This is a genomic window from Pseudomonas sp. B21-010 (genome assembly GCF_024749325.1).
Classification (GTDB): domain Bacteria; phylum Pseudomonadota; class Gammaproteobacteria; order Pseudomonadales; family Pseudomonadaceae; genus Aquipseudomonas; species Aquipseudomonas kilonensis.
Genome location: NZ_CP087198.1, coordinates 3,536,975 through 3,553,544, shown reverse-complemented (window position 1 = coordinate 3,553,544; position 16,570 = coordinate 3,536,975). Strand labels below are relative to the sequence as shown.

16 protein-coding genes are annotated in these 16,570 nt (G+C 62.3%); 11 read left to right on the top strand and 5 right to left on the bottom strand.

Annotated features, from left to right (window positions below):
- Nucleotides 1-28 precede the first annotated feature (28 nt).
- From nrdD to LOY50_RS15500, 3 genes are all read left to right on the top strand, one after another.
- Nucleotides 29-190 (top strand): anaerobic ribonucleoside-triphosphate reductase, encoded by a 162-nt coding sequence (nrdD, locus tag LOY50_RS15510; protein ID WP_003202433.1) that lies wholly within the window; start codon nt 29-31, stop codon nt 188-190.
- A complete protein-coding gene (locus tag LOY50_RS15505; RefSeq protein WP_258688242.1) occupies nt 187-882 on the top strand; it encodes an anaerobic ribonucleoside-triphosphate reductase activating protein in 696 nt (231 codons plus the stop codon). The genes nrdD and LOY50_RS15505 overlap by 4 nt, the downstream gene beginning before the upstream one ends.
- A gap of 111 nt (nt 883-993) precedes the next feature.
- On the top strand, nt 994-2,613 hold the full coding sequence (locus tag LOY50_RS15500) for a methyl-accepting chemotaxis protein (RefSeq protein WP_258688240.1): 1,620 nt from the start codon (nt 994-996) through the stop codon (nt 2,611-2,613).
- A 987-nt stretch (nt 2,614-3,600) separates the two neighbouring features.
- Here the strand turns inward: LOY50_RS15500 and mhpT are convergent.
- Complete coding sequence (gene mhpT, locus LOY50_RS15495; RefSeq protein ID WP_258688238.1) at nt 3,601-4,824, bottom strand: 3-(3-hydroxy-phenyl)propionate transporter MhpT; 1,224 nt, start codon at nt 4,822-4,824, stop codon at nt 3,601-3,603.
- A 313-nt stretch (nt 4,825-5,137) separates the two neighbouring features.
- On the opposite strand from mhpT, the gene LOY50_RS15490 reads away from it, so the two are divergent.
- Nucleotides 5,138-6,445 carry an OprD family porin gene (locus tag LOY50_RS15490; protein WP_258688236.1) on the top strand — a complete coding sequence of 436 codons (1,308 nt, stop codon included), beginning with the start codon at nt 5,138-5,140 and terminating at the stop codon, nt 6,443-6,445.
- Between the two features lie 234 nt (nt 6,446-6,679).
- On the opposite strand, the gene LOY50_RS15485 is transcribed toward LOY50_RS15490, so the two are convergent.
- The gene (locus tag LOY50_RS15485; protein ID WP_258688235.1) at nt 6,680-7,165 is read right to left on the bottom strand and encodes a MarR family winged helix-turn-helix transcriptional regulator; all 486 of its coding nucleotides are present in this window, start codon (nt 7,163-7,165) and stop codon (nt 6,680-6,682) included.
- 213 nt (nt 7,166-7,378) lie between these two features.
- On the opposite strand from LOY50_RS15485, the gene LOY50_RS15480 reads away from it, so the two are divergent.
- From LOY50_RS15480 to LOY50_RS15470, 3 genes are all read left to right on the top strand, one after another.
- Nucleotides 7,379-8,209: a p-hydroxycinnamoyl CoA hydratase/lyase gene (locus tag LOY50_RS15480; RefSeq protein WP_018601605.1), complete on the top strand. Its 831-nt coding sequence runs from the start codon at nt 7,379-7,381 to the stop codon at nt 8,207-8,209.
- Between the two features lie 108 nt (nt 8,210-8,317).
- Nucleotides 8,318-9,766, top strand: coding sequence for an aldehyde dehydrogenase (locus LOY50_RS15475; RefSeq protein WP_258688232.1), 1,449 nt, complete (start codon nt 8,318-8,320; stop codon nt 9,764-9,766).
- A gap of 141 nt (nt 9,767-9,907) precedes the next feature.
- The gene (locus LOY50_RS15470) at nt 9,908-11,785 is read left to right on the top strand and encodes a feruloyl-CoA synthase (protein WP_258688231.1); all 1,878 of its coding nucleotides are present in this window, start codon (nt 9,908-9,910) and stop codon (nt 11,783-11,785) included.
- Nucleotides 11,786-11,967: 182 nt separating this feature from the next.
- On the opposite strand, the gene LOY50_RS15465 is transcribed toward LOY50_RS15470, so the two are convergent.
- Nucleotides 11,968-12,285 (bottom strand): YqjD family protein, encoded by a 318-nt coding sequence (locus LOY50_RS15465; RefSeq protein ID WP_253475316.1) that lies wholly within the window; start codon nt 12,283-12,285, stop codon nt 11,968-11,970.
- Between the two features lie 160 nt (nt 12,286-12,445).
- On the opposite strand from LOY50_RS15465, the gene LOY50_RS15460 reads away from it, so the two are divergent.
- Entirely contained in the window at nt 12,446-12,700 is a 255-nt protein-coding gene (locus LOY50_RS15460; RefSeq protein WP_003181187.1) for a hypothetical protein, read from the top strand.
- Between the two features lie 3 nt (nt 12,701-12,703).
- Here the strand turns inward: LOY50_RS15460 and LOY50_RS15455 are convergent, their stop codons facing one another.
- Nucleotides 12,704-13,612: a LysR substrate-binding domain-containing protein gene (locus LOY50_RS15455; protein WP_258688230.1), complete on the bottom strand. Its 909-nt coding sequence runs from the start codon at nt 13,610-13,612 to the stop codon at nt 12,704-12,706.
- Nucleotides 13,613-13,698: 86 nt separating this feature from the next.
- On the opposite strand from LOY50_RS15455, the gene LOY50_RS15450 reads away from it, so the two are divergent.
- Nucleotides 13,699-14,622, top strand: coding sequence for a carbon-nitrogen hydrolase family protein (locus LOY50_RS15450; protein WP_258688229.1), 924 nt, complete (start codon nt 13,699-13,701; stop codon nt 14,620-14,622).
- On the opposite strand, the gene LOY50_RS15445 is transcribed toward LOY50_RS15450, so the two are convergent.
- On the bottom strand, nt 14,623-15,093 hold the full coding sequence (locus tag LOY50_RS15445; protein ID WP_253475307.1) for an LEA type 2 family protein: 471 nt from the start codon (nt 15,091-15,093) through the stop codon (nt 14,623-14,625). It lies immediately after the preceding gene.
- Between the two features lie 315 nt (nt 15,094-15,408).
- On the opposite strand from LOY50_RS15445, the gene LOY50_RS15440 reads away from it, so the two are divergent.
- The gene (locus LOY50_RS15440; RefSeq protein WP_003202404.1) at nt 15,409-16,125 is read left to right on the top strand and encodes a YafY family protein; all 717 of its coding nucleotides are present in this window, start codon (nt 15,409-15,411) and stop codon (nt 16,123-16,125) included.
- A 51-nt stretch (nt 16,126-16,176) separates the two neighbouring features.
- Nucleotides 16,177-16,518: a nuclear transport factor 2 family protein gene (locus tag LOY50_RS15435; RefSeq protein WP_072348557.1), complete on the top strand. Its 342-nt coding sequence runs from the start codon at nt 16,177-16,179 to the stop codon at nt 16,516-16,518.
- Nucleotides 16,519-16,570 lie beyond the last annotated feature (52 nt).

The window sequence follows — 16,570 nt, the reverse complement described above, 5'->3', positions numbered from 1 at the left end:
GATCCATCGACCGCAAGGAGCTTCACCCATGAATGCATCGCAAAGCCTTCCACAAGCACAGCGTCAACGTTGCGAAGTCTGGACCCGAGTGATGGGTTATCACCGCCCGGTGGCGGCCTTCAACCCAGGCAAGCAGTCCGAGCATCGCGAGCGGGTGCACTTCACCGAACGCGCGGCCGGGCGTCCATGAGTCGAGTGCTACGGGTCGGGGGCATGGTGCCCCTGACCACCCTCGATTATCCGGGCCAACTGGCGTGCGTACTGTTTTGCCAGGGCTGTGCCTGGCGTTGTCGTTATTGCCATAACCCGCAACTGATCCCGCCGCGCGGCAGCGAGGAGGTGGATTGGTGCCGGGTATTGGCGTTCCTGCAACGTCGCCAGGATCTGCTCGACGCCGTGGTGTTCAGCGGCGGCGAGCCAACCTTGCAGGATGGCCTGGCGCCGGCCATGGAGGAAGTGCGGCAGATGGGCTTTCGCATCGGCCTGCACAGCGCCGGCATCAAGCCGGCGGCCTTCGCCAAAGTGGTCGGGCTTGCCGACTGGGTGGGCTTCGACGTCAAGGCCTTGCCCGAGGATGCCCTGGACGTGACCCGGGTCGAAGGCAGCGGCGCCGCCAACTGGCGCAGCCTCGACCACCTGCTGGCCAGCGGCGTGGATTATGAATGTCGCACGACGGTGCACTGGCATCTGTTCGACCCCGAGCGGTTGCTGACCCTGGCCCGACGCTTGAGTGAGCGAGGCGTCACACGTTTCGCCGTGCAACTGGTGCGCACTGCGCGGATGCTCGATCCCCACCTTTCCAGCGTCTCGGCACACGCTTTGCAGCCCGAACTATGGGCCGCCATGCGCGAGCTGTTTCCCTCGTTCGTCTTACGCAGTTGAGCGAGCGCCGAGATGAACGACCGACAGCGGCCCGAGATGACCGGACCACACTTTTTTAAGGTTTTCAAATGCGCTGCCAGCCGGCAGGTAGTTGAACAGGGAGCATTTGATATGACCAGACTCACCACCGCCCAACGCATCGTGATCGGCTTTGCCATCGCGCCACTGGCCTTGATTGCCTTGGCGCTTTACGCCTTGAGCGACCTGGCGATGCTGCGCGACCAGGCCGAGCAGATCGTCAGGCAGGATTGGCCGAAGATCGATCCGATCATGGTGATCGCCACGGGCGTGCGCGATAACGCCAGGAATACCCGGGATTTGTTGATCGACAAGAACAACGTGCAAGTCCAGCAATCCATCGACGCCACCCGACAACGGATTACCCAGGCCTTCGCCACGCTGGAGCCACTGTTCGATCAGCCTGAAGGCAAGGCCGCGTATGCCGAGTTGAAAAAGCGTCGCGAGGCCTATGTGGCGGCGTTCGTCCAGGTGCAGGCGTTGATCCGCCAGGGCGCGACGGACGAGGCGATGACGCAGCTCAAGCAGGGCGTGATTCCGGCGGAGCTTGAGGTGTACAAAAGCCTCGAAGGAATGATGGCGATGCAGGGCAAGGTCTTTGTCGAACGTGAGCACTTGGCCCAGGCACGTTACAACGATGCGCGGCGCAACATGCTGGCGTTGGTGCTGGCTTGCCTGGCCCTGGTGACGACCGTGGCGGTCCTGGTGACCCGCAGCGTGACCCGTCCCCTGGGTGGTGAACCCAATGACGCGGCGCGGGTGCTTAACCTCATCGCCCAGGGCGACCTGACGATCCGCGTGCCCGTGGGTGTCGGCGCCAATGACAGCGTGATGAGCAACATGCACGACATGCAGCAGAGCCTCAACAGCATGGTCCGGCACATTGCGGCCTCGGTGGATCGGGTGGCCAGTTCCTCCGAAGAACTGAGCGCGGTGAGCAGCCAGACCAGCAGCACCTTGCAGTTGCAAGGGCATGAAATCGAACAGGCTGCCGCGGCGGTGAACCAGATGACCGCAGCGGTGGATGAAGTGGCGCGCAATGCGGTGAGCACCAGCGAAGCCTCGCGAGTGTCCGAGCAAACGGCCCAGCGCGGCCGTGAACAGGTCCAGGAAACGGTGGCTTCCATTACCGCGCTGGCCGAAGGTGTGACGGACAGTTCCGGGCGAATCCAGCAATTGGCCGGGCGGGTACAGGACATCAGCTCGGTGCTGGATGTGATCCGCAGCATTGCTGAGCAGACTAATCTCCTGGCACTGAACGCCGCTATCGAAGCCGCCCGCGCCGGTGATGCCGGGCGTGGTTTTGCAGTGGTGGCCGATGAAGTCCGGGCGTTGGCTCATCGGACCCAGGATTCGACTCGGGAAATCGAGGGCATGATCGGTAATATCCGCCTGGACAGCGGGCATGCGGTGAGCTCCATGCAGAACAACAGCGAACTGGTGCAAGCCACGCTGCTAGTGGCCCAACGCTCCGGCGATGCCCTGGATGAAATCGCCCATTCGATCTCGCACATCAACGAGCGCAACCTGATGATCGCCAGCGCCACGGAACAGCAGGCACTGGTGGCGCGAGAGGTGGATCGTAACCTGGTGGGCATTCGCAACCTCTCCGAACAGGTCATGCTGGGCGCGCGGCATACCGATACGGCGGGCCAGGACCTGGCGCAGATGGCCGGGTCACTGCATGAGACGGTGGCGCGGTTCAAGGTCTAGGCCGATCAATGTCAGAGCCTCAGCCCCAAAACCCCTTGTGGGAGCGAGCTGGCTCGCGATAGCGGTGGTTCAGCTTGTGGTGATGTTGGCTGTGCCGATGTCATCGCGAGCAGGCTCGCTCCCACAGGATTTTGTGTCGACACCAGATGTCGTGAACACTCGAAACCTTGTGGGAGCGAGCTGGCTCGCGATAGCGGTGGATCAGCTTGTGGTGATGTTGGCTGTGCTGGCGTCATCGCGAGCAGGCTCGCTCCCACAGGATTTTGTGTCGACATCAGATGTCGTGAACACTCGAAACCTTGTGGGAGCGAGCCTGCTCGCGATAGCGGTAGGTCAGTTGGTGGTGATGTTGGCAGTGCCGACGTCATCGCGAGCAAGCTCGCTCCCACAGGATTTTGTGTCGACATCAGATGTCGTGAACACTCGAAACCTTGTGGGAGCGAGCCTGCTCGCGATTGCGGTGGTTCAGCTGGTGGTGATGTTGGCTGTGCTGGCGTCATCGCGAGCAGGCTCGCTCCCACAGGATTTTGTGTCGACACCAGATGTCGTGAAGACTCGAAACCTTGTGGGAGCGAGCTTGCTCGCGATTGCGGTGGGTCAGCTGGTGGTGATGTTGGCTGTGCTGGCGTCATCGCGAGCAGGCTCGCTCCCACAGGGGAAACGCGGTCCTACCAAGAGCCAGGTCGGCTGTCAGGCCGCCTCGCGGTGGACGTTGATCTCGGCGCCCCGTTAACCACGATGGCCGAACGCAGGCATTGCGCAGTGGGCAACCCGGCATGGATGCCGGGTTAGCCGCGCTGGGCCATGGATGGCCCTTCGCGGCGGCCCACGGAGCAATGCCGGAGTGAGGGCACACCGAGCCTAGGCGAGGTGCCGAGTGGTGGGGCAAAGCGTTTTTGCTTACTTTTGGCGCTCTTCCAAAAGTGAGCCGCCGTAAGGGCGGAACCATAAGCAGCCGTTACCCAAATAACGGATATTCACACCAAGTCAGGAATGCTCCACAACCGGATTCGCAGCCCTCAACCGCGGCCCGACCGAACGACGAATCACACTGAGAACCGCCAAAGTCGCGACCACCAACCCAGGCGAAGTCGCCAGCAATACGGCTGTGGTCCCACCCCCAGCCGCCAGGATCTGTCCGGCAGCTAGAGGCCCGGCCACCGACCCCAGGCGTCCGATGGCCACCGCTGCACCCACTCCCGTCGCACGTACGGCGGTAGGGTAGGAGGGCGGCGCCAAGGCATAGAGGACCAATTGCGCAGCCATGACAAACAACCCAGCGGCGAACCCGGCAATGGCCATCGGCACGATACCGACCGACAACCCGACCCCGGCCAGGGCGCTCAGCAGCCCGGCATAGACGAACAGCACCACCTTGATGCCATTGCAACGGTCCAGCAACAGGCCTCCGAGCAACGAGCCAAGCGCTCCGCCGATGTTGAACAGCATCTGCACCAGGCCGGCCTGGGGTTTGCTGAAGCCCTGTTCCAGCAGCAACGACGGCAGCCAGTTGAGCAACATGTACATCACCGTCAGGGTGAAGAAATAACTCAGCCACAACGCCAAAGTGGTACCGCCGCGACCTTCACCGAACAGCGCCTGAGCGGTTGAGCCGCGCGATGAACCGCCATCCTGCGCCTGGCGAAAGGCGCTGGATTCGGGGAGCCACAGGAGCATCAGCGGGACCACCAGCAAGGGCGCCAACCCACCGATGAAAAACGTCATCTGCCAGTGTTCGCCAAACAACATGGCGACCACTGCCGCCAACGCACCACCCAACGGCACGCCGGCATACATCACGCTGATGGCCGTGCCCCGGCGCTGCTCGCCCACGGCTTCGGCGCACAGGGCAATGAGGTTGGGCAGGGCGGCGCCCAAGCCCAGGCCGGTCATGAAACGCACCAGCAAGAGGCTGGAGAAGTGTTCGACATAAGCGGTGCTGAGGGAAAACACGCCGAACAGCAAGACCGCGGTGACGAGGATTTTCTTGCGACCGATGCGATCAGCGATCCAGCCGCCGAAGAACGCACCTGGCAACAGCCCGATGATCCCGGCGCTGAATACCCAACCCATCATTTTCGGGTCGAGGGCAAATGTCTGTCGCAGCCCTGCGGCTGCGGTACCGGCTGACTGCAGGTCGAAACCCTCGATCAACGCGACGATGAAACACAAGGCGATGGTCAGCGTCGCACGACGCGCCGGCTGGTTCATGGCAAATCCTCTTATTGTTTTTGTGAGGGAACACCGGTTCGGAGGATAACCGGCAGCTGAATTTAAGATTAACAAAGCTAACTAAAAAATGAAGGGTGCCAAGGAGGAGTCGTAAGCTGGCCAGATCATTATAAAAATCAGCGGCTTGGTACGGATTTTCAAGTCAGGTGGTAAATTAGTTAATGATATTAATGTTCGATTATCGGTCAGTGTTGATTGACGAAGCACCTGTGCGGTTTCCATTCTTGTTTCCCACGGCCCCCATCACCAAGGCTGGGCCGAACAAAACAACAACAATAAGTGGATATCGAACATGCCAAACCTTGCCCGGGCCGCCCTGACGGCGCGCCCTGTTTCATCGCTCGTTCATCTGCTGGCCTGTCTCGGGCTGAGCCTGGGGGCTCCCGCCTTGCGGGCGGAGGGCTTCTTCGACGACAGCCACGGTACCCTGACCCTGCGCAATTACTACATGGACCGGGACTACAAGGACGACGGCGCCAAGACCGCGGCCAGGGAGTGGGCTCAAGGTGTGTTCATGAACGTCGAGTCGGGGTTTACCCCAGGCACGGTCGGGTTCGGCCTCGACGTGAGGGGATTGCTGGGCATCAAGCTCGACTCGTCACCTGACCGAAGCGGCACCGAACTGTTGCCGGTGTCGAGCAGCGACAAGCGCGCGGCGGATGAGTATTCGCGCCTGGGCGTGACCGGCAAGCTGCGTTTCGCGCAAACCACGGTGAAGACCGGCGATGTGTCGATCTTCCTGCCGTTTGCCTTTGCCAGCCCATCGCGGCTGCTGCCGCAGACCTTTCGCGGGACGACCCTCAGTTCCAAGGACATCGACGGCTTGACGTTGAACACCGGTTATATCGATCGCATCGCCCGGCGCGATTCCACCGACTACCAACCGATGAGCATTGCCTCGCCCAACCGTCGTTTCAACGGTGCGGCGACTTCTTCGCATATGGCGTATGTGGGCGGCGACTACCAGGTCAACAAAGACCTGAGCCTGCGGGCTTATCACGCTGAAGTGGCGGATTTGTATCAACAGAACACCCTGGCGTTGTTGCACAACCTGCCCTTGGGCGACGGCGTCCTGACCACCGACCTGCGCAGTTTTTTCAGCGACGAAGACGGCGCGGCCAAGGCTGGCAAAGTGGATAACCGCAATGTCTCGGCGCTGGTCGGCTATCGCCTGGGTGGCCATCGCGTGAGCCTGGGCTACATGCATGCCAGTGGCGATACGGCCACGCCTTATGTGTCCGGCACCGAGCTGATGGGCTTGAGCGAAATGACCATGAGCTCGGATTTCCTCAATGCCAAGGAACGCACCTGGCAAGCGATCCATGACTACGACTTTGCCGCCGTGGGCGTGCCGGGCCTGCGGAGTCGGCTGCGTTATGTGCGTGGCGATCACATCGAACTGGCGGCCCTCAATGCCGAGGATCGCAAGGAGCGTGAGTTCCAGATGGAGCTGGGATACGTGATCCAGGGCGGCCCGCTGAAAAACGTCGGGCTGCTGGCGCGCAAATCGATCTATCGCAACAACTTCCCGGGGACGGCGGCGTTTCGCGACGAGAACCAGACCCGGTTCCTGGTGACGTACAGCGTGCCGATCTGGTGATGCCTTGACGAGCGATGCAGTGCTTTTGTGGCCAGAGATTGCTCCCGCTGGGCTCTGTAGGAGCTGGCGAAGCCTGCGATCTTTTGATCTTTTGATCTTTCGCTTGAGATTCAAGTGTCTGGGGAAAGATCGCAGCCTCGTTTCACTCGACAGCTCCTACACAGCTCCTACACAGCTCCTACGGACGCAACCCAGCGGGAGCAAGCTCCCTCGCCACAGGGGAGCGGTGTTCTTTTACTGGTAAACCTTCTTCAACAACCGCAGCAACTCCTCACGCTCAGCCCCTGAGAGTGTCGCCGTGGAGTCGAGGTCGCTCTGCGCGGCGATTTGCTTGAGCTCCTTGAGCAATGTTTCGCCAGTCTTGCTCAGGAAAATCCCGTAGGAGCGTTTATCCGGCTTGCAGCGCACGCGCACGGCCAGGGCGCGGCTTTCCAACTTGTTCAGCAGCGGCACCACTTGCGGTGGCTCGATTGTCAGGGCCTTGGCCAGGTCGGCCTGCATCAGGCCGGGATTCTGGTCGATGATTGTCAGGGCCGAGAACTGGGCAGGGCGCAGATCGTGGACGGCGAGCCGGCCAATCAGGTTCTGGAACAGTTTCAACTGGGCGCGACGCAGGGCGTAACCGATCAGGTCGTCCAGCGCGGAGTCCAACGGCGCTTGCGCGTCGGCACCGGCAGCCAGGGGCTCGGCGGGTTCGGCAAGCTTGGAAGACTTGGCCATCGAAGTGAGCTTCCTCAAGGGGAGTGGTTAACAAGGCTATCCAGTTTGCCGGGGTTGCGGCGCCCTGGCTATGGGCTCGCGCATATTCGAGATTTGTAACCTTCGATCCAGGCCCGGGAAAATACAGATAAATCGATTAATAGTTAATTGACATAACTATTTTTCCGGTTTAGTTTTTGATCATCTTCAGCCAAGAACAAGAGAGCACGCATCATGAGCAATTACGAAGGTCGCTGGAAAACGGTCAAGGTCGAAATCGAGGAGGGCATCGCCTGGGTCATCCTCAATCGCCCGGAAAAACGCAACGCCATGAGCCCGACCCTCAACCGCGAGATGATCGACGTGCTCGAGACGCTGGAGCAGGATCCGGCCGCTGGCGTATTGGTGCTGACCGGGGCCGGTGATGCCTGGACCGCTGGCATGGACCTCAAGGAATATTTCCGCGAAGTGGATGCCGGGCCGGAAATCCTCCAGGAAAAAATCCGTCGTGAAGCGTCGCAATGGCAATGGAAGCTGCTGCGCATGTACGCCAAGCCAACCATCGCCATGGTCAACGGCTGGTGCTTTGGTGGCGGTTTCAGCCCGCTGGTGGCGTGTGACCTGGCGATCTGCGCCGATGAAGCCACCTTCGGGCTCTCGGAAATCAACTGGGGCATCCCGCCGGGTAACCTGGTCAGCAAGGCCATGGCCGATACCGTGGGCCATCGCCAATCGCTGTACTACATCATGACCGGCAAGACCTTCGGCGGGCAGAAAGCCGCCGAGATGGGCCTGGTCAACGAAAGCGTACCCCTGGCGCAACTGCGTGAAGTCACTGTGGAGCTGGCGCGCAACCTGCTGGAAAAAAACCCGGTGGTGCTGCGGGCCGCCAAGCATGGTTTCAAGCGCTGCCGCGAACTGACCTGGGAGCAGAACGAGGATTACCTGTACGCCAAGCTCGACCAGTCGCGCCTGCTCGACACCGAAGGTGGCCGCGAGCAGGGCATGAAGCAGTTCCTGGACGACAAGAGCATCAAGCCGGGCTTGCAAACCTACAAGCGCTGAATCGACCGGCGAATGGCGGGCCGCATCCCGCTGTTCGCTGCGTCGCCCTGGCGCTACTGTTACACCGCTGCGATGTATTCCCGATAAAGACAATAAAGAGGAATCACCATGCTGGACGTGCCCCTGTTGATTGGCGGCCAGTCGTGCCCGGCCCGTGACGGCCGGACCTTCGAACGCTGCAACCCGGTGACCGGTGAGGTGGTGTCTCGCGTGGCCGCCGCCACCCTGGAAGATGCCGACGCCGCCGTGGCTGCTGCCCAAGCGGCGTTTCCCGCCTGGGCCGCGCTGGCGCCTAACGAACGCCGGACGCGGCTGTTGCGTGCGGCCGAGCAGTTACAGGCCCGCAGCAGTGAATTCGTCGCTGCTGCCGGCGAGACCGGTGCCATGGCCAATTGGTACGGTTTCAACGTGCACCTGGCGGCGAACATGCTGCGCGAAGCCGCTTCCATGACGACCCAGATCAATGGCGAAATCATTCCTTCGGACGTGCCTGGCAGTTTCGCCATGGCCCTGCGTCAGCCTTGCGGCGTGGTGCTGGGCATCGCCCCCTGGAACGCTCCGGTGATTCTCGCCACCCGCGCCATCGCCATGCCCCTGGCTTGCGGTAACACGGTGGTGCTCAAGGCTTCTGAAATAAGCCCGGCGGTGCACCGGTTGATCGGCCAGGTGTTGCAGGACGCAGGGTTGGGTGACGGTGTGGTCAACGTGATCTGTAACGCACCCGCGGATGCGCCGGCCATTGTCGAGCGATTGATTGCCAACCCGGCGGTGCGTCGGGTCAATTTCACCGGTTCGACCCATGTCGGGCGCATCGTCGGCGAACTGTCGGCGCGCCACCTCAAGCCCGCGTTGCTGGAACTCGGTGGCAAGGCGCCGCTGCTGGTGCTGGACGACGCCGACCTGGACGCCGCGGTACAAGCAGCGGCCTTCGGCGCCTACTTCAACCAGGGCCAGATCTGCATGTCCACCGAGCGACTGATCGTCGATGCCCGTGTGGCGGATGAGTTCGTCGCCCGCTTGACCGCCAAGATCGCCACCCTGCGCGCCGGCGATCCGACGGCCGCTGATTCGGTGCTGGGCTCGTTGGTCGACGTCAGTGCCGGCCAACGCATCAAGGGGCTGATCGACGATGCCCTGGCCAAAGGTGCAACGCTGGTCACGGGTGGGCAGTTGGAAGGCAGCATCCTGCAGCCGACTTTGCTCGACGGCGTCACTGCGCAGATGCGCCTGTACCGCGAAGAGTCCTTCGGGCCGGTGGCCGTGTTGCTGCGCGGTGACGGCGATGAAGAGCTGCTGCGCCTGGCCAACGACTCCGAGTTCGGCCTGTCGGCTGCCATCTTCAGTCGCGACACGAGTCGTGCTCTAGCCTTGGCCCAGCGGGTCGAGTCGGGCATTTGCCACATCAACGGACCGACCGTGCATGATGAGGCGCAAATGCCCTTCGGCGGGGTCAAGTCCAGCGGTTACGGCAGCTTTGGCGGCAAGGCGTCCATCGAGCATTTCACCCAGCTGCGTTGGGTGACCTTGCAGAACGGTCCCCGGCATTACCCGATCTGAAACCCGTCGCATCGCGGGCGATCGAGCCTTGAAGGCCATCGCCCGGATGCAGGCCAGAATAACAATGACAAGGCCGCAGCCTAGTGCTGCCACGCTCCGCTCGCATCGCGACCCGAGTGTGCCTTGGTGGAGGAAATGTACGTGAGTTCCGAGTCCAGATCGTCCTCCCGACCCGAGGCCGGGCGGTATCGCCAGGTGTCGATTGGTCATCCTGCCGTCGAAGTCCGGGAAGAGCGTGGCGTCTTGCACATGCGCTCCCTGGAGCCCCTGGCCCCGCTGCCGGCGCGATTGCTCGAGCGCCTGGTGCACTGGGCCAAGGTGCGCCCAGAGCAGACGTTTATCGCGGCCCGTGAAGCCGGCGGTGACTGGCGTCGAGTCAGTTATGCGCAAATGCTCGACAGCGTCCGGGCCATCGCCCAAAGCCTGCTCGGTTACGGTTTGTCGGCGGAGAAACCCTTGGCGCTGCTCTCGGGCAACGACATCGAGCACCTGCAAATAGCCCTCGGCGCGATGTACGCCGGTATTCCCTATTGCCCGGTTTCGCCGGCCTATTCATTGCTGTCCCAGGATTTCGCCAAGCTGCGCCACGTCTGCGATCTGTTGCAGCCGGGGCTGGTGTTTGTCAGTGAAGCCGCGCCGTTCGAGCGGGCAATCACTGCCGTATTGCCGGCGGACGTGCCCTTGATCACGGTGCGTGGCGAGATGGCAGGCCGGCCCAGGACAAGCTTCGCCAGCCTGCTGGCCCAACCCGGCGGCGCCGAGGCCGAGCAGGCGTTCGCCGCCACCGGCCCGGACAGCATCGCCAAGTTCCTGTTTACCTCAGGCTCCACCAAGCTGCCCAAGGCGGTGATCACCACCCAGCGTATGCTTTGTGCCAATCAGCAGATGCTGTTGCAGACCTTTCCGGTGTTCGGCGAGGTGCCGCCGGTGCTGGTGGACTGGTTGCCGTGGAACCACACGTTCGGTGGCAGCCACAACGTTGGCATCGTGCTGTACAACGGCGGCACGTTCTACCTGGACGACGGCAAACCCACCGCCCAGGGCTTCGCCGAAACCCTGCGCAACCTCAAGGAAATTTCACCGACCGCCTACCTGACCGTGCCCAAGGGCTGGGAGGAACTGGTCAGCGCCCTGGAGCGGGACGGTGAGTTGCGCGAGCGTTTCTTCAAGCGCATCAGTCTGTTCTTCTTTGCGGCGGCGGGCTTGTCCCAAAGCACCTGGGACCGACTCGACAAGGTCGCCGAACAGCATTGCGGCGAACGTATCCGCATGATGGCGGGCCTGGGCATGACCGAGGCGGCGCCGTCCTGCACCTTTACCACCGGGCCGTTGTCCATGGCCGGCTACATCGGCCTTCCAGCGCCTGGCTGCGAGGTGCGCCTGGTGCCGGTGGACGGCAAGTTCGAAGGGCGTTTTCGCGGGCCGCACATCATGCCCGGCTACTGGCGCTCGCCGCAGCAAACTGCCGAGGTATTCGACGAGGACGGTTTCTACTGTTCGGGTGATGCGATCAAGCTGGCCGATGCCAGCAATCCGCAACTGGGGCTGATGTTCGATGGGCGGATCGCCGAGGATTTCAAATTGTCTTCCGGTGTATTCGTCAGCGTCGGGCCGTTGCGCAACCGGGCGGTGCTGGAGGGCACGCCCTACGTCCAGGACTTGGTGATTACCGCGCCGGATCGCGAGTGCCTGGGGGCGCTGGTGTTCCCACGGCTTGCTGAATGCCGGCGCTTGTCAGGCCTGGGCGCGGACGCCAGTGACGCCCAGGTTCTTGCCAGCCCTGCGGTGCGCCAATGGTTCGCCGACTGGCTGCAACGCCTGAACCGCGAAGCCAGCGGCAACGCCAGTCGCGTGGAGTGGATCGCCTTGCTCGATGAGCCAGCCTCCATCGACCGCGGTGAAATCACTGACAAGGGCTCGATCAACCAACGGGCGGTGTTGCAGTGGCGGGCGGGGAAGGTCGAGGCGCTGTATCGCGGGGAGGATGCGTCGATCCTGCGGGCGGGAGCAGTGGCTTAAAGCAAGACCTTGTGGATGTTCATAAATGGCAGGTTCATCCACAAACTCCTGTGGGAGCGAGCCTGCTCGCGATGGCGGTGGTTCAGCATCAGTGATGTTGCCTGACACACCGCTATCGCGAGCAGGCTCGCTCCCACAGTTTTAACCACTTACACAATCTCTTGGGGGCTGGAGGCTGTTCCTTAACGCCGTCCCAACAACAAGCCCACCACCAGCCCGAAACCGGCGGAAATCGCCACGGTCTGCCAGGGGTGGCCGCCAATATAGACCTCAGTGGCGTCGACCATGGGGCGGGTGCGCTCCCGTGCGCTGGCGACCGAATCAAGCGCTTGTTGCAGTTTCTGGGAGATCTGGCCGCGCAGGTCGTCAGCGTCTTCACCCACCAGCGAGGCACTGCTTTTGAGCAGCTTCTCCGATTCTTCGATCAACGCCTTCAGTTCGCTGAAGGCTTGATCCTTGATTTGCTCTCCATTCGCTTGCACGGTGCTTTTACGGGCCATTGAAGTGCTCCTTGTTGATGATGGCATTGATCAATGGAGTGCTGCGCTTGTGCAAAAGTTGCAACGTTTGGCCTTGTCGGCGCAGCCCATCACAAATCGTGGTTAAGACGTTTCCCTGCAAGGTGTAAGATGGCGCCTATTTACGCAACAGGTAATTCCCATGAGCTTCAATCTGGCTGACAAGCCCCTGGCCGAGCGCGCCGCGCTGGAAGACGAAAAATCCCGACTTTTTGAACTGTGGCAAAACAACCTGGGCAAAGCCAAGGGCGATGCTGCCCGCTTGTTCGGCGAGCGCTCCAAACGCAAGGGCAAGTGGGCCGAGTGGGTGCGTGCCGAACTGGACGGCATGTCGCCGCCGGAGTACGCCAACATGGTGCGCAGTGAAGTCAATCGACTGATGGCTGCCAACAAGTAAGCCTCAGGCGAATGTTGCCGTAATGGCCTCGCGAACCTTGATCACCACTGGGTCCATTTGCGTGTGGGTTCGCCATCCCAGTTCGATGGGGTAGCGGGGCAAGGCCAGGGGGCAGGGCAGCAAGGCCAGGCCGCTGAGGTCGGCGATGGCCCGGGCGGCATGGGCCGGGATGGTCGCCACGGCCTGACTGCCCTTGAGCAGGAACGGCAATGCGGCAAAGTGGGTGGTCGAGGCACAGACTCGTCGACTCAGGCCAAGCCCGGCCAGCCCTTCGTCGGTGATGCCGATGAAACCACCTGAAGACACCAGCAGATGTTCACGGGCCACGAACGCCTCCAGGCTGAGGGATTGTTGGCCTTGCGCCAGGCTCGCCGGGTCCAGGAGGCAGGCGTAATCGCCTTCGCCCAACACCTGGCGGCTGAGCAACCGCTGGGCGAACCCGCCCGCCGTGATCGCCAGGTCAAGGTCGCGCTCCATCAGGGCCCGGCCGACGATCTGGCTGTGGGTCTGGCGGAAAATCAAGCGCAGGCCCGGCGCGCGGTGGGCCACTTCTTCGATCAGGCGTCGCCCATGGGCAATCTCGAAATCGTCCGACAGGCCGACGATGACCGAGCGGCCTTCGTAATGGCTGGCATCCGGGTCGACCATCGCCAGGCTCTGGCGGCATTTATCCAGTGCTTCGCTGATCACCGGCTTCAGCTGGTTGGCCCGCAGGGTCGGCGCCAGGCCCCGGCCGGTGCGCACGAATAATTGATCGTCATACAAACCGCGAAGCCTGCGCAGCGCTGCGCTGATGGCCGACTGGGTCACGCCCAGGCGCACGGCGGCGCGGCTGGCGCTGGATTCTTCATGCAAGGCTTCGAAGGTCTTGAGCAGATTGAGGTCGATGTCGGCGATATTCATAAGGCTCATATCATTTAGCAGCATTCTGGGCTTTATTCATGATCGACCGCTGCTTGAGAATCAGCAACACCTGATGATCAAGGAGTTGAAAAACCATGCCCAAATCCATTGTGGCTGCCCTGCAGATCGGTTCGTTGCCTGGCGGCAAGGGCGAGACCCTGGCACAGATCCTTTCCTACGAAGAGGCCATTCGCGAGGCTGGCGCGCGCCTGGTGGTGATGCCTGAAGCGCTGCTGGGTGGCTATCCCAAGGGCGAAACGTTCGGGACTCAACTGGGTTACCGGTTGCCGGAGGGGCGCGAGGCGTTTGCCCGCTATTTTGCCAATGCCATTGACGTGCCCGGCGTTGAAACCGAAGCGCTGGCCGGGCTGTCGGCGCGTACGGGGGCGAGTCTGGTGCTGGGCGTCATCGAGCGTGTCTGCAGCACCCTGTACTGCACCGCGCTGTATTTCGAACCCGAGGCGGGCCTGGTGGCCCGGCACCGCAAGTTGATGCCCACCGGCACCGAGCGGCTGATCTGGGGCAAGGGCGATGGGTCGACCTTGCCCGTGATCGACAGCCAGGTCGGCCGGGTCGGCGCGGCGGTGTGCTGGGAAAACATGATGCCGCTGCTGCGCACCGCGATGTACGCCAAAGGGGTGGACGTCTGGTGTGCGCCAACGGTGGATGAGCGGGAGATGTGGCAGGTGACCATGCGCCATATCGCCCACGAAGGTCGCTGTTTTGTGGTCAGTGCCTGCCAGGTCCAGGCCTCGCCGCAGGCCCTGGGTATCGAGGTCGCGCACTGGCCGGCCGAGCGGCCGCTGATTGCCGGAGGCAGCGTGATTGTCGGGCCCATGGGCGATGTACTCGCCGGGCCGCTGAAGGACCGCGCTGGGCTACTGACTGCCGAAATCGACACCGATGAGCTGGTGCGGGCGCGCTACGACTATGACGTGGTGGGGCATTACGCCAGGCCGGATGTGTTCGAGTTGGTGGTGGACGAGCGCGTCAAGCCCGGTGTGCGTTTCACCGCCTGATCACCAGTTGGCGGCGGAGCCCGGCAGGTCGAGGGTTCCGCGGTCGACGAAGCGTAGGGTGCCGAATACGCCGCCGGCGAGCTTGCCCTTGAGCACATAGGGCAGGTTGTCCAGGCTTTGGGTCTGGCTCAGGCCCAAGGTCTGGCGCAACACCGAAAACGCCGAAATGCTCACCGGGACACTGAGGATCGCCTCGGAAAAGCGCGGGATCGAACCGCTCTGGTCACTGACCCCCGTTGCCAGCGTACGGTCGTTGACCTCCAGGTCCAGCGCCACGCCGTTGTAGTCGATGGCGGTTTCGTTGGGGTTCTGCACGCGCAGTTTCACGGCGAAACGCACCTCCAGGCCCTGGTTGGGCAAGGGTTCGATGCCGACCACGTTGATGTTCAGCGGATCACGGTGGGGGAAGAGGGCGCAGGCGCTCAGGCTGAGGAGGAGCAGGAAAAGGGACAAGCCGAGGATTCTGCGCATGGACAAGCTCTCAAAGAATGAAAAAAACCGGCGGTGATTGAGCACGATACCCCACAGGGGCCCCACGGCAACCAACGAACCTTTGACGAGGGCGCTTTTGTGGCGAGGGAGCTTGCTCCCGCTCGGTTGCGCAGCAACCGCAAAAGCTAGGGGCCGCTGCGCCCGAAGCGTCGGACCGGCCCAGCGGGAGCAAGCTCCCTCGCCACAAAAGCTCATGCCGCATGGACTCATGCGACGTGGATGGAGGGCTCCTGACAGTTTCTGACACCAGCCTCTGCTAATCTGCGTCAACTTTTTTCTTCTGGATAGTCCATCGTGTCGCGTACCTCTCGGTTGCTCACTTTGCTGCAAGTCTTGCGGGGCAAGCGTTGCCCGGTCACCGCTGCGACATTGGCGGGCGAACTGAACGTTTCCGAGCGCACCTTGTACCGCGACATCGCTGAACTCACCGCCCTTGGTGCTCCGATCCAGGGCGAAGCGGGCATCGGTTATGTCTTGCGCAGCGGCCTGTTCCTGCCGCCACTGATGTTCACCGCCGATGAGATCGAGGCCATTGTGCTGGGCTTGCGCTACGTCGATCAGCGCGCCGACGAGGTGTTGGGCAAGGCAGCCGCCGACGCCCTGGCGAAGGTCGCTGCAGTGCTGGCCCCCGATGTGCGAGACGCCTTGCGCAACCCCACGGTACTGCCCGGCCCACCGGGCTATGGCTATCCGCAGAACACGGTGGAACTGAACGTGTACCGCCAGGCCATTCGCGCCCAGGCCAAGCTGCACATCGATTACGCCGACGTGAACAAGACCCCGAGCCAACGCTTGATCTGGCCGCTGGCCCTGGGCTTTTTCAATGAGGCGCGGGTGGTGGTGGCCTGGTGCGAATTGCGTGGCGCCTATCGGACTTTTCGCACCGACCGGATTGCCTCTGCCACCGAGCAGGGCGAGCGCTATCCGGGCCGACGCAGCGACTTGCTGCGCGACTGGTTTGCGCTGATGAAGCTGGACGAAACCGGGCGGTTCACTCCTGACAAAAACTGACACAACGCTGTTCTAGCATGGTGCCAGATCGATAAAACAAGGAGCCGTACCATGTCCAATCCCGTCTCTTCCCTGGCCCCGGCCATCGCCGGCTACATTGCGGCCGCCAATGCCCGTGACAGTTCGGCGGTGACGCGTTTCTTCGCCGAGGATGCCAACGTGTTCGATGAAGGCCAGCACCGTGTTGGCACCCAGGCCATCGCCCAATGGATGGAAGACACTGCCCGACGCTTCCAGCCACGTGTGGAAGTCCTCAATGTGCAGCAACGTACTGGCAAGGTGCTGGTGCAAAACCTGATCTCCGGGACATTCCCCGGCAGCCCGCTGGAGTTGCGCTACACCTTCCGGCTCGATGAGCAGGGCAAGATCAGCCGGTTGGATATCTCAATCTAAGTTCTGCACCCAGGTCTGTGGGAGCAAGGTCTGTGGGAGCAAGGCTTGCCCG